Raw genomic sequence first — 13,331 nt, 5'->3', positions numbered from 1 at the left:
CTTTGCGAAGCTCAGGTTGCGGGCGCCGGCGCACGATATTCTTCGTGTCACGCATACGCTCCGTACAGGTTGTCCCGTCGCGTGTGCTAATCATCTTCTTGGGAAGAGAGTTCAACGAATTGACCGTTGACGAGTATCCGCGGTGTGAGGTGCTCCAAATAATCGCGAATCATTCCGAGAAGATCTAGGCGACCACCGCTCAGAACCCATTGCAATTGCAGACCATCGGTGAGAGCAATTGACTCGCGCGCAAGTCGTTCGTAGTCGACGTCGGCGCGGAGGTACCCGGCGGCGACGCTGTCGTGAAACATCGTCGTCACCTCCTTAATCACACGTTCGTACCGTTCAACGAATAGATGGTGAGCCGGGCTATACGGGTCGCCTGCCTCCGCAGACACGATGACGAACAGTTCCATCCACCCCGGCTGCCCTACGAACAGCTCGGAAATGGCAAGCATCATCCGCAACGGACCCGTACCGTCCCTGTCGTCCGGCGCCGCACGAGCGACCTCGGCCGTGATGTCGAACCGTCGTTCGGCAATTGCGAGCAAGAGATGTTGTTTCGTCGGAAAGTGATGCATGAGGCCGGGGGTCGTGATGCCCACATCTCTGGCGATCTCTGCCAGCGAGGTCTGCGTGTATCCCGCTTTCGCGAACCTTTGCAAGGCGGCGTCGAGAATTCTCTCGCGTCGCTCTCGACCGACTGCGTAGGTTCCTCGCTTCGCCGTCTGCGGCATGACAACACCGTACCCAGATAACTCGGGAGACGAAAACCTTGCCTGTTAGGTTTTCATCGCGTACGCTCCGATGGGGTTCTCGCGCTGGTGCCAGCGCCCATGTGAGGAGCAATCAATGAGCGATCGGACATGCGCGGATCTGCGCGTGGAGTACCTTCCGGCGCCCATTGGCGTCGGCACCCCTCACCCTCGTTTCTCCTGGAGGGCCCCGCACGCCGCCATCGCCTACCGATTGCAGGTCCGAACGGGCGGTGTCATCGTCTGGGATACCGGCCGCACTGAAACGGCGCCTTCCACTGTGGTTGAGTACCGCGGCACACCGTTGACATCCAACACGGCATACGAGTGGCAGATCAGCAGCTGGGACGCCAGCGGCGACCGTATCAACGGATTCTCGACGTTCGAAACAGGTCTGCTCAACTCCGATGACTGGGTGGCGTCATGGGTCGCGCCGGTGCAAGAGCCGACCGTGACCGAGCGGTGGACGCTACTGGACTGGATTGTCGGAAAGAGCCCGGAGAAGTCCCTTGAAGCGCGCCTGCAACCTGCACAGTTGCTTCGTCAGTCATTTCACCTATCAGACGTTCCGATCCGCGCCAGGTTGTATGCAACCGCCCGCGGCGTCTACTCCGCGACGGTGAACGGATTGCCCGCCGATGATCAAGTGCTCGCCCCAGGATTCGACAGCTACATGCACCGCATCAGCGTGCAGTGTTACGACGTCACCTCGCTCCTTGTTGCTGGAGAGAACGTCCTCGGTTTCGCCTTGGCTGACGGCTGGTGGGCGGGACGTCTCGGTATCTCGGGCTCCAGCGCTCAGTTCGGGGACACGATCAGCGCGATCTGGGAGTTGCACCTCGACCTGCCGGATGGGGGCCACCGCGTCGTGCCCTCTGGTGAGGACGTGCTTTCCACGCCAGGTCCCTGGCGCTACGCGGACCTCTTTATCGGCGAATGCTTTGACGCCGCAGCGTGGCCCACCGCGTGGGATCAGCCAGCATTCGTTCCCACCGATTGGACACCCGTTCTCGATCAAGGCCGAGACACTCACGTCCTCGTCCCATTCACTGGCGAACCAATCCGCCGTGTCGACGAACTCGCGCCAGTATCCGTCCAGGCGACCGCTGACGGATGGCTTGTCGACTTCGGCCAAGTGATAGCGGGCAGGGTCCGGCTAGAGATGTTCAATACCGTTCCCGGACAGCGTGTCGTGCTGGAGCACACCGAAGTGGTCGATGCCGATGGGAACTAGTTCATCGCGTTGTCGGTGATGACCTCGCGGATGGGGATGCCGTGGGTGGCGAAGAACGCTGCGGCGTCGGCAAGGAAGCCGGCGCAGGTCGCCCTTCTCGTCTGGCAGCACGTGCGCGACGCGAGCCGGGAGGGGTCGTCGACGGCGACGTGGACGTAGTCGAACCCGATGCGCTGTTTGCACTTGGCGCGGGTGCGGTGGTGGTTCAGCGTTCCTGGGCCCTCCGTGCGCCATCCGCCGGTGTCGGGGATGCGGCCGAGTTTCTTCACATCGATATGGATCAGATCCCCGGGGGGATCTCGTTCATACCGGTGCTGGGTGCGTCGGGACGCGCGGATGCGGATGCCGGTGGCCGGATCCAGCTCGTGCAGCGCAGGGAGCCCGGCCCGGGCGATCAGCCGCGACGCCGTGGATGGGCTGACCCCGAACCGCCCGGCCAGTTCGTCGCGGCCCAGCCGCTCAGCCTGGCGTGCGTGCAGCAGCGCCGCCGCGACCTGCCCGCTTGTGGCGGTCGGCATCGACCGTAGTCGTGACGGGCGATCACGCAGCCCAGCCAGACCCTGAAGGCGAAACCGGGACACCCAACGATGCGCGCACGTGCGCGAGACCCCGAGCTCTTTCGCGACATGGGACACGGGCCGACCCGACAACACTCGACGGACGAGGATCAGACGACCGGCCTCAGCCAATCGCGCGTTGCGGTGAATCAAGAGAAGGCCTCCTTCGAGAGTGACGTAGACACCACTCACAATGGAGGCCTTCTCCATACCGGGCCATCACCAACGTGCTGACCCGGTACAGCTAGTCAGCGCCCGCGATGCACGCTCGGCCAGAGCGTGCACCAAAGCTCGGTAGAAGTCCGTCTGGCAGAGCGCAGATACGAGCCAGCGGCCGCCAGCGAGTTGCTCCTCCGACCGGTCCACGTCAGCCGTGCGCGAGTTGCGCTATTAGGTGCGAAGGCTCACGTGAAAGAACGCTGGCGACCCATCTGCGCGATTCAGCGCACAATCGCGATGCCAGCAAACACTTTCCTACGCAGTTCCAGCGGGAATGTTGGGAGGAGCGGGCGCAGGTGACGCCCACAACTGGACGTCAGTGAGACGCCGCAGATGACGCACATCACGGGTACAGGCCGCGTAGGAGGTGCGCATCGGCGACGCGTTCGACGGCGAGTACCATGGCTGCCGCTCGGAGAGTGAGACCTCGGATACGCGCCGTGCTGACGACATCGTCCCAGGCGCGGCTCATCTTCTCAGAGAGGCGGTCCTCGACGTCCTGCGCATTCCACCAATACGCCTGGTTTCCCTGTACCCATTCGAAGTAGGAAACAACGACTCCGCCGGCGTTGGCGAGGATATCGGGCACCACTAGCGCGCCGTTGCGCGCAAGGATCTCGTCCGCGGCTGTGCTGGTCGGGCCGTTAGCCCCTTCCACGATGACGGACGCGCGGACGCGCGGAGCATTCTCGACAGTGATCACACTCTCGACGGCGGCGGGGACGAGCAGGTCGACATCAAGTTCTAAGAGTTCGTGTGGTGGAAGCGCCTCTGCCGCGCTGAATCCGACCACGCGACCTGTCTTGTCGACATGGTCGGCGAGATCGAGGATGTTCAGGCCCGCACCGTTGTAGACAGCGCCGTACTGATCACTGATGGCAACGACGCTGATGTCGGCGTCAGTGAGGAACTTCGCGGCGTCTCGTCCGACTTTGCCGAAGCCCTGCACTGCGGCGGTCCTCCCGGAGGCCGGCACTGCGACGTGCTCAAGTGCACGGAGCGCGACATGCACCACCCCACGGGAAGTCGCAGATGCCCGCCCGCGCGACCCGCCCAGGGCGAGCGGCTTGCCCGTGACGACACCGGGAACGGTGTACCCGCTGGCGACGGAGTATGTGTCCAACATCCACGCCATGACGCGTTCATCGGTGCCGATGTCTGGTGCGGGAATGTCTCGTTCCGGCCCAATGATGGGGAGGATTTCGGTGGTGAATCGGCGCGTGAGACGCTCGAGCTCGGACATGCTCAATGCGGCCGGGTCGAGTGCGACGCCGCCCTTTGCCCCACCGTATGGCACGTCGAGCAGAGCGCACTTCCACGTCATCCACATGGCAAGTGCTCGTACCTCGTCGAGTGTGACGTGGGGGCTGTACCGGACACCGCCCTTCGCCGGCCCCCGGGTGAGGCTGTGCTGCACGCGGTGTCCGATGAAGACCTGCTGAGTGCCGTCGTCTCTGCGCAACGGCACTCCGACCGTCATCTCTCGCCGGGGAACCGCAAGCATGGCGTGCAAGCCGTCGTCGTAGCCGAGGATGTCGATAGCGGCCGCGAGCTGTCGCTTGGCGTCATCGAGCACAGAGGTCGCGCCGTCGGTGAGAAAGGAGGCGGTGGCCTGCGCGGCGGGGGCGAGTGTGTCCGTCACTTGCGATCAAGCTCCAGTCGGATGGTGAGTCGGTGTCGTGGGCTGTCCAGCCCAGTGGGGCTGGTGAATGCGCCTACTTGGAGCTGACGTTGCCGAATAGCCGGGCGATGGGTGCGAGCACGAGGGGACGCGCGGCCACCCAGGCTGCGGCGATGAGGACGAGGGATGCGGCGAACCACCAGAATCCGGCCCAATTGTCTGCGTAGGCGTTCGGGTCGGCCGATCCTTGCGCGGCGTACATGTGGTTGAGGTTGCGCAGCGCTCCGGTCGCGAAGACGAGGAACACGTGGATCGCGATGAATACTACGAAGTAGAGCATCACCGGAAAGTGCACGGCCCGTGCCCACTCGACCGGATAGATGCGGTTCAGTCTCTTCGCGTCCTTGGGCCACACCCCCGACATCCGGACGCCCGTGAGCGCGGCGAGCGGCGCGGCAATGAACACGGTTGCGAAGTACGCCAGTTGCTGCAGCGAGTTGTAGTTCACCCAGCCGTTTTCGGTCGGCCAGTCCAACGAGACATACTGCAGGGCAGCGCTGATCGCATTGGGGAAGACCTCCCATGAGGTGGGCACGATGCGCATCCACTGCCCTGTCGCGAACAGCAGCACTACGAACACGGCACCGTTGAGCAGCCACAGGATGTCGAGCGACTGGTGGAACCAGACGGTGAGGCTGATCTTGCGCTGCCCGTTCCACCTCGGGGACCAGTACGCTGCGGGGCGTTTCTCGGTGCGTACTCTCCCTCCCGATCGGATGATCAGGACCATCAGGAACACATTGAAGAAGTGCTGCCATCCTAGCCACGCAGGGAACCCGATGGGCGCCGATTCCGGCAAGTGATATTCACCCGGGTACGCGGAGACGAAGTCGGTGCCCCACGACGTGGACAGGAACCAGCGCACCAGCGCGACGGCCATCCCCGCCGCGAACAAGAGCCCCAGCGCAGAGACAGCGAACGCGCCTGCCCACTGCACGCGTGTAAACGGCCCCACCCGTTTGGGTTCGGGGCGGCGTTCAGGGCGGGTGAACGCGTACCTGGCGGGGATCACCGTCTGTCGCGACACTATCTGCGCGGCGGGCATGGGCATCAGCGCGACTTCGGCGGAAGTCTGCGCTGAGCCGACCCGTGAAGGAGTGTCCGTCTCGGAAGCAGCGGCGTCCTCGAATGGCGCGAATCCGGCGGGTGGCCATGGCTCCCCGCCGACAATGCGCGGCAGACCGCGACGCAACGGTCGCCCCCGTCCCGTGCGATCCAGCTTGCCTTCGCGTCGCATGGAAGCGGCAACCGTGGCATCTGTAGACGTATGGGGCTCAGCATCCGTGATCTGCGAGCGTTCGGAGGGCAGTACGGTGCTCTTGACTGGAGCATCGGCCGCGACGGCGAAGTCCTGAGAGGTCAGAGGCCAGGGCTCCCCGCCTGCAATGCGAGGAAGGCCTCGGCGCAACGGCCGGTCCATCTTCGGGGTCGCGTTCTCTGTACCCGCTGCAGCGCGCGCGCCAGCTTGCTCCGCCTGCGAGCCGCGGGTCATTGCGGCCGGGGCCGTAACCAGTTCGTCTGGCGCACCTGCGGGTGGGTCGGGGATCGGTGGCCACGGCTCGCCACTCGCCGCCCGCGGCAGGCCTCGACGCAGCGCCGTTCCTGCGCGCCGCGGAGACGGGGCGGTCGAACCGAATTCCGGCGCGCTGCGTCGTGCAGGGTACGCAAAGGAGTCCGTGTCGAGGGCAGTTTCCGCGGAATCGTCGTTGGCTGACGGTGCTATCCGAATCTGCGCGTGTGTGAGCGCTGGCGCTCCTGTCGTATCGTCCGGGAGGTTCGGGGTAGCTCCGCCGTCACGGTCGGCGGACGTCGGTGCTGTGCCCTCGGGAGGCCAGGGCTCGCCTGCGGCGCGACGCGGCAACCCTTTCCGAGTCGTCGGGATATGCCCGGCCATGCGCTACTGCTTTCTCGACTCGAGCGCCGAGATGAGCTGCGGGACCACCTGGAAGACGTCCCCGACCACACCGAAGTCGGCGATCTCGAAGATCGGAGCGTCAGGATCCTTGTTGATCGCGACGATGGTCTTCGCGGTCTGCATGCCTGCTTTGTGCTGGATTGCGCCTGAGATCCCGAGCGCGATGTACAGCTGCGGGGACACAGAGACGCCGGTCTGCCCTACCTGCGCTGTCTGCCCGACGTACCCCGCGTCCACTGCGGCACGAGAGGCTCCCACGGCCGCGCCGAGCGAGTCGGCGAGCTCCTCGACGAGTACGAACTTCTCGGGGGAGCCCAAACCGCGACCACCGGCGACGACCTTCGGCGCGCCACGCAATTCGGGGCGTGAGGATGTGGAGACGACCTGCTTGACAGTCCCGATCGTCGCCGCCTTCCTCGGTGAAGTTGCGACTTCGACCACCTCGACGGTGTGCGAAGCGGCGGCCGTTATCCGGGCGTCGACCGCACCCTCGCGGATGGTGATCACGGGCGCGCCGAACGTGGCCGCGGACTGCACGTCGAACTGTCCGCCGTACACCGCGTGTCGGGCGAGGACCCCTTCGGCGTCCCGGGCCACTCCGACCGCGTCCACAGCGAGCGCCGAACGAGACCGCGCCGCGAACCTGCCGGCGACTTCGCGTCCCTCGATGGAATGCGCTATCAGGATAGCATCAGGCTGGACGGCGTCGGCTGCTGCCGCGATCGCATCGACGCGGTTCCCGGCGGCAACGATCACGGAAGCCGCGCCCACCGCTGCGGCGTCGGCAGCGAGCTTCTCGTCGGACACCACAGCAATCGGTGTGCCCGCCGCTGCGGCGGCGCCGATCAACCCAGCCGCAGACGCCACGAGCGTCCCGGAAGGTGTCTCGTCCAGGAGCACCAGGATCGAATCGTGAGCGAATCTCATCAGCAGCGTCCTTCAGGCAAGTCGGTTTTCGAGCAGGAACTCCGCGAGCTTCGCGCCCGCGTCGCCCTCGTCGGTGAGCTTTACTCCGGCCTGGCGTGCAGGCTTCGCGGTGACAGCCACCATGATCGATCGCGGAGCCGCGGTCGAGTCTGCCTCGATGCCGAGGTCCTCGAGCGATAGCGTCTCCAGCGGCTTCTTCTTCGCCGCCATGATTCCCTTGAAGTTGGGGAACCGTGCGTCGGGGAGAGCTTCGGTGATGGAGATGACTGCGGGCAGGCCCGCTGAAATCTCCGCTGTCCCGGCGTCGGTGGCGCGGGTACCGGATACTGTGTCAGCGCCGATCTCGACAGCGGTGAGGTTCAACGCTGCGGGGACATCCAGCAGTTCGGCGAGCATGGCCGCCATCACCCCGCCTGATCCGTCCGTGGATTGGTTGCCGGCAATCACCAAGTCGAATCCGGTCCGTTTCAGTGCTGCGGCCAGTACCTCGGCTGTCAGTCCCAGGTCGGCGCCGACGAGCGCCTCGTCGGTGACGTGAACCGCAGACCCAGCGCCCATCGCCAGTCCTTTACGCACAGTTCCCGCGGCTGACTCCGGTCCCATCGTCAGGACGACGACCTCCGTGCCGGCGTTCTTATCCGCATGCGAAAGTGCCACCTCTACGGCACGCTCGCCGATTTCGTCGAGCACCGCCTCGCTGGTGCCTCGATCTGCTAGTCCGGTCTCCAGATTCAACTTCCGGTCCCCATAGGTGTCCGGAACTTCTTTGACCAGTACCACGACTCTCATTCAGACGTCTCCTCACGCCGTTCGCGCTCCGCTGCCGTCTCGGTGCTGCGAAGCTGTGATCTGTTAGGCGGGCGCCACCCCGAGGAGCTCGTACATCTCCGGCTCCAGGGACCCATGGCGGTAGCGAGGCTTGGGTGGGTCGTAGTCCAGTTCGGCGAGCACGCGCTCATCCAGGTAGTACGCGCCGGCAACGATCGTCGTCAGGGCGACGAACGCCTCGGCGTCATGGCGTCCGAGCTCCATCAGACCTTGGATGTCGATGACTCCGCTTGTCGCGTACACGGCCCGGCGCAGCGGCTCGTCGAGATCACCGCGCATGGCAAGGACGTGCTCGAACACTCCGGGATCTTGTAGCACCTCGCCTGCACCGGGGAGGGTGTCCCGCGGTGGGATGAGGATGTCCGCGAGCTGTGCGATCCGAGACAGCAGAATGATGTCGATACTCACGGGTCAAATCGCTTTCGCGGTGTTGGAACGGTTGCTGATGATGTATTCCGCGGTGCGCAGTGCCAACGCGGCGATGGTCGCGGTGGGGTTCACGCCGAACGATGTGACGAACGTGCTCGCACCGAGAAGGAAGAGGTTGTCGACATCGTGGGTCTCTCCCCACTGGTCGGTCACCGACGTCGCGGGATCGGTGCCCATCTTCGTGGTGCCGTAGAGGTGCCACCCTCCCGCGCGGCTGAAGTGTGGTGCGACCTCCGTGGCACCGGAGGCTTGCATGGCCTCCGTCGCGCGAGCGACGTTGAAATCGATCATCCGACGCGTATTCTCCGAAATCTTGTACTCGATTCGAGCGCCCGGGATCCCGTAGGCGTCGTTGCGCGAGTCATCGAGAATGACACGATTCGTCTCTTCGGGCAGGTCTTCGGCGATGATGTCCCAGGACATCATGTGTCCGACCCGCTTCTGGACGTAGTCGTGATGGGTGGGTCCCCACGCTTCGGCGTTCGCTCCGATCTGGTCGTAGTCGTAGCTGCTGAGCGAGAACAGCGGCCCACCGGCGGGGTTCAACGACCACTTCGCGCCGCGCACGAAGTCGCGCTCCTCGGATGTGCCATAGAACTCGAGCGAGTACAGACGGTTTCCCCACGGGCCGGTCCACGCCTCGGTCCAGTCGTCGAAGATCCCGTTCACCGCAATGTAGGGGTGCATCATAAGGTTCCGTCCGAGCAGGCCGCTGCTGTTGCCCAGACCGTCCGGATGCTCAGCGGTCGCAGACAGCTGCAGCAGCCGGGCGGTGCCGATGGCGTTGGCTGCCACGATGACCACTGAAGCGGTTACTTCATGCTCGACACCTTGCGCGTCGAGATATACGACTCCACGAGCCCTACCACTGCTGTCAAGGGTGACCGCGCGAGCGCGACAACGCGTCCTCAGCTCAGCCCCTGTCTGAATCGCCGCCTTCCACACCGCGACATCGGCGGCGCCCTTGGCGCCTTCCGGGCAGCCTTGCCCGCAGGTGCCCCAACCGACGCATGCGCTGAGCCATTCGGTGGGTCGGGAGGCGATGGCGTTGGATGCCGGCCAGAAGTGCCAGCCCAGCTTCTTCATTCCCTGGGCTCCGAGAACGCCTACCGAACCTGCCGGCAGCGGGGGCGTCGCATAATCGAAGCGGTCTGGGTATCGAGGGTCGCCCGACAGACCGGAGACACCGAACATCTTGAAGGTGCGGTCGTAAAAGGGCGCGAGCTCCTGGTAGCCCAATGGCCAGTCGTCGGCGACGCCGTCCCGGGTGCGAACCTCGAAGTCCTCGGGAAGGGCGCGATGCCAGGAGCCGCCGAAGAGAACCGTGCCGCCACCGACGCCGTTGAACATCGCGGTGTCCATGTCGGAGTCCGACGTGTCGACCGGGTAGTCCTCCGGGTGCTGGCGGACATTCGGGTTCGGATTCCAATCCTTAGTGGCCAACACCTCGATCTCGCGCTGCGCGGACGGGAACGACTGCGGGTCCTGCCAATCCCCCTGTTCCAGGCACAGCACCCTGAATCCGGCTTGAGCGAGCCTCAGTGCCGACACGCCACCGGCCGGCCCGGCGCCGACAATGATGGCGTCGTACATTTCATCGCGAGTCACGGTAACGCGGTCCTTTCAAGCATTTCGATCAGGCATTCCGGGCACTGATGACGGTTGGGGAATCCGATGTGCGGGAGGGTTTCGGCACGCTGGTCAGCAGGTTCTCCTAGAGCACCCTCGACAGGAATGTCCGTGTGCGCTCGTGATCGGGGCTAACGAGTATCTGAGACGGCGGCCCCTTCTCGATGATCTTTCCGTCGGCCATCATGACCACGACATCTGCTACCTCCTTCGCGAACCCCATCTCGTGGGTGACGACGATCATGGTCATGCCGTCGTCGGCCAGTTCCCGCATCACGGTGAGCACTTCGCCGACGAGTTCCGGGTCGAGCGCGGAGGTGGGCTCGTCGAACAGCATCACCTTTGGGCGCATCGCCAACGACCTCGCGATCGCAACACGCTGCTGTTGACCGCCCGACATGAACCGCGGGTAGCTGTTCTCGAATCCAGACAGTCCGACCTTGCGGAGGAGTTCGCGGCCGATCTCAAGAGCCTGCTTGCGAGGCTTCTTGAGAACCCTGATCGGGGCCTCGATCACGTTCTCGAGCGCGGTGAGATGGCCGAACAGGTTGTAGTTCTGGAAGACCATTCCGATCTGCTGCCGCTGCCGGCAGACCTCCTTCTCGGATCGCTCGCGCAGATGACCCCCGTGCGGCTCGTAGCCGATGAGCTCGTCCTGAAAATAGATGCGCCCAGAGTCGATCGTTTACAGATGGTTTGTCGTGCGCAGGAAGGTGGACATCCCGGATCCGGACGCTCCGATGATGACGACAACCTGGCCTTCGCCGACGTCCAGGCTGACGCCCTTCAGAACTTCGTTGCTACCGAAGGACTTGTGCACGTACTGTGCCGAGACGATCGCGGTCATTCCGCACCTCCCGTCTTCGTGGAGGCGGCGGCGATGTTGGCCGGGTTGGCGAGCTCGTAGCGTCGTGCGATCTGGTTCTGGATCAGCGTGGCAATCGTGGTGAGCACGAGGTACCAGAACGTCGCCGCGAACAGCGCCTCCATCACCTTGAAGTTCGCGTTGTAGATTTTTGAGGCGGCACTGAGCAGGTCGCTGTAGGACACGGCGAACGCCAGCGAGGTGTACTTCAGCATGCCGATTACTTCATTGCCGGTGGGTGGGATGATCACCCGGATCGCCTGCGGCAAGATGATACGACGCATGGTCAGAGAGCCGCGCATGCCCATCGCTTTGCCGGCTTCGACCTGCCCCAGTGGCACCGACATGATTCCGCTGCGCACGATCTCCGCCATCACCGCAGATTCCGACAGCGTCAGACCGATAAGGGCTGCGATAAAGGGGGTCATGATGCTGTTCGTGGGAACGACGGCGGATCCGAACCCGACGTAAGGGATGATCAGCGCGAGGTTGAACCACAGCAGCAGGTGGACCAGGGCAGGAATGCCGCGCATCACCCAGATCCACCCGGCCGCAAACCAGCGGAGGATGAAGTTCGGCGACTGGCTGGCTACCGCGACAAGCACGCCGATGATGATCGCCAGAGCCATCACCGCGATGGTCAGCACCACGGTCCCCCACAGCCCATCCAGCATCGTCTGCGAGAACGCGAACTGCGGGATCAGCTCCCAGATGATCTGGCTGTCGTACAGCGCCTTTCCGAGAAGCAGTAGCAGCAGGATGATGGCCGCAGCCGCGACCCAGCGCCACGGATGCGGGCGCTGGGTGGCTTTCGCGTCCATCCGGATCCCGAGAACATCAGTGGGAGGTCCAGATGTAACAGTCATGGGACGTGAGGTTTCTTGATCGGTTTGGCTGATCTTCGTTAGGGAGTCGTGCCCTGGTTCAGCTCGGTCTTCGGGATGGCCAGAGCCGGGATCTCCCACGTCTCGAGGATCTCCTGGTAGGTGCCGTCTTCGATCATGGAGTCGATGGCGTCCATCAGGCGGGGCGTGAGCTCGCTGTCCTTAGGCATCATGAACGCGATGTACTCCTCGAGGTAGGCGAAATCACCTACCTCGACGCCTTCGAGCTGCTGGGCGCCGAACGCAAGAAGCGGAATGTTCGACGTCGCGTAGTCAGCACGTCCCGACGTCACCGCGAGCAAGATCGCAGGAAGGTCCGGCGAGGTCACAAGCGTGATCGGCCCGTTGCCATCGGCGGTGCATGTAGCCGACTGCTCACCGAGGAAGGCCTCTACGGTGGAGCCTTCCTGGACCGCCACCGTCTTTCCGCAGATATCGTCGAGGCTCTGGATCGCGCCCGTGGTGCCCTCGCGACCCAGGAACCCGGACGCGTCCTTGCCGTAGTCCAGCATGTCGAAGCTTTCCTGTCGCGACACACGGTCAGTGAGACCGAACATCGCCATGTCGAACCGGTCCGCCTGAAGCCCGGGTGCCAGCGCCTCGTACTCTCCGACGATGTATTCGGGCTCCACACCCATGCGCTTGAATGCTTCGTTCAAGAGGTCGGGCTCGTACCCCAACAGAGGACTTGTGGTGCCCTCCTCGTAGTACTCGTACGGCGCCGCGCCAACGGATGTGCCGACTCGGATCAATTCCGCGCCGGCGGAGTCCTCACCGCCTCCCGCGGCCGGTGCGGATGCGCTGCAGCCGCTTAGTGCAAGAGATACGGCACCCAAAAGTGCGATTGCCGTGATCGTTCCATTGAACTTCATTGTCCCTCCATCGGGTCAGAGACGCTAGACGGTCTTGGCTGACGTTATCACATATAACGCTCGTCCATTGGTCGGTAATCAAGCTGTTACGTACGGCAGTCGCGCTGTCATGCGAACGAGGCCGAGAGGTGGTCGTGTGCGCGGGTGTCGATCGCGATTCGCTGGTGCTTCAGGTACTCCTGCAGCCCAGCGCGCCCGAGTTCCCGGCCGAGTCCGCTGAGTTTCCAGCCGCCATACGGAGTCTCGGCGTTGCGGATGTAGTGGGTGTTGACCCACACGTCGCCGGCTTCGATCTGGCGTGCCGTGCGCAGCGCTTTGTCAATGTTGGAGCTCCACACGGAGGCCTGCAGGCCGTAGGGAAGCGAGTTGGAGATGGTCACCGCATCGTCTTCAGTCTTGAACGGCATCACCACAACGACCGGTCCGAAGATCTCCTGAGTGGCCACGTCACTGTCCAGAGGCGGTGCGACGGCGATGGTCGGCGAGACGTACGTGCCGGTCAGTCCCGGGTGGGTCTCGACCAGGTGGATGCCGGC

Annotated in this window: 11 protein-coding genes and 2 pseudogenes; 1 reads left to right on the top strand and 12 read right to left on the bottom strand. The window is 64.1% G+C overall.

The window, feature by feature from the left end:
* Window positions 1–86: 86 nt before the first annotated feature.
* A complete protein-coding gene (locus ACE3O1_RS02345; RefSeq protein WP_374312032.1) occupies window positions 87–737 on the bottom strand; it encodes a TetR/AcrR family transcriptional regulator in 651 nt (216 codons plus the stop codon).
* 115 nt (window positions 738–852) lie between these two features.
* On the opposite strand from ACE3O1_RS02345, the gene ACE3O1_RS02340 reads away from it, so the two are divergent.
* Complete coding sequence (locus tag ACE3O1_RS02340) at window positions 853–1,989, top strand: family 78 glycoside hydrolase catalytic domain (RefSeq protein WP_374312030.1); 1,137 nt, start codon at window positions 853–855, stop codon at window positions 1,987–1,989.
* 5 nt (window positions 1,990–1,994) lie between these two features.
* Here ACE3O1_RS02340 and ACE3O1_RS02335 read toward each other — a convergent pair.
* The 11 genes and pseudogenes from ACE3O1_RS02335 to ACE3O1_RS02285 form a co-directional block, all read right to left on the bottom strand.
* A pseudogene (locus ACE3O1_RS02335) lies at window positions 1,995–2,699 on the bottom strand (helix-turn-helix domain-containing protein); the annotation flags it as partial.
* Between the two features lie 409 nt (window positions 2,700–3,108).
* On the bottom strand, window positions 3,109–4,407 hold the full coding sequence (locus ACE3O1_RS02330) for a Glu/Leu/Phe/Val dehydrogenase (RefSeq protein ID WP_374312028.1): 1,299 nt from the start codon (window positions 4,405–4,407) through the stop codon (window positions 3,109–3,111).
* A 73-nt stretch (window positions 4,408–4,480) separates the two neighbouring features.
* The gene (locus tag ACE3O1_RS02325; RefSeq protein WP_374312026.1) at window positions 4,481–5,683 is read right to left on the bottom strand and encodes a cytochrome b/b6 domain-containing protein; all 1,203 of its coding nucleotides are present in this window, start codon (window positions 5,681–5,683) and stop codon (window positions 4,481–4,483) included.
* A 660-nt stretch (window positions 5,684–6,343) separates the two neighbouring features.
* Window positions 6,344–7,288: an electron transfer flavoprotein subunit alpha/FixB family protein gene (locus ACE3O1_RS02320; protein WP_374312024.1), complete on the bottom strand. Its 945-nt coding sequence runs from the start codon at window positions 7,286–7,288 to the stop codon at window positions 6,344–6,346.
* A 12-nt stretch (window positions 7,289–7,300) separates the two neighbouring features.
* On the bottom strand, window positions 7,301–8,077 hold the full coding sequence (locus ACE3O1_RS02315; RefSeq protein WP_374312022.1) for an electron transfer flavoprotein subunit beta: 777 nt from the start codon (window positions 8,075–8,077) through the stop codon (window positions 7,301–7,303).
* A 63-nt stretch (window positions 8,078–8,140) separates the two neighbouring features.
* Window positions 8,141–8,524: a hypothetical protein gene (locus ACE3O1_RS02310; RefSeq protein WP_374312020.1), complete on the bottom strand. Its 384-nt coding sequence runs from the start codon at window positions 8,522–8,524 to the stop codon at window positions 8,141–8,143.
* 3 nt (window positions 8,525–8,527) lie between these two features.
* Window positions 8,528–10,138 carry a GMC family oxidoreductase gene (locus ACE3O1_RS02305; protein WP_374312018.1) on the bottom strand — a complete coding sequence of 537 codons (1,611 nt, stop codon included), beginning with the start codon at window positions 10,136–10,138 and terminating at the stop codon, window positions 8,528–8,530.
* A gap of 121 nt (window positions 10,139–10,259) precedes the next feature.
* Window positions 10,260–11,021 (bottom strand): annotated as a pseudogene (locus tag ACE3O1_RS02300) (amino acid ABC transporter ATP-binding protein).
* Window positions 11,018–11,860, bottom strand: a complete 843-nt coding sequence (locus ACE3O1_RS02295; protein ID WP_374312016.1) for an amino acid ABC transporter permease — start codon at window positions 11,858–11,860, stop codon at window positions 11,018–11,020. The pseudogene ACE3O1_RS02300 and the gene ACE3O1_RS02295 overlap by 4 nt, the downstream one beginning before the upstream one ends.
* 83 nt (window positions 11,861–11,943) lie before the next feature.
* Entirely contained in the window at window positions 11,944–12,795 is an 852-nt protein-coding gene (locus ACE3O1_RS02290; protein ID WP_374312014.1) for a transporter substrate-binding domain-containing protein, read from the bottom strand.
* 107 nt (window positions 12,796–12,902) lie between these two features.
* On the bottom strand, window positions 12,903–13,331 hold a 429-nt coding region (locus ACE3O1_RS02285), incomplete at its 5' end, for an aldehyde dehydrogenase family protein (protein WP_374312012.1).

It is taken from the genome of Microbacterium sp., assembly GCF_041909575.1.
Taxonomy (GTDB): Bacteria; Actinomycetota; Actinomycetes; order Actinomycetales; family Microbacteriaceae; genus Microbacterium.
This window is presented reverse-complemented; position numbering and strand designations above follow the sequence as displayed.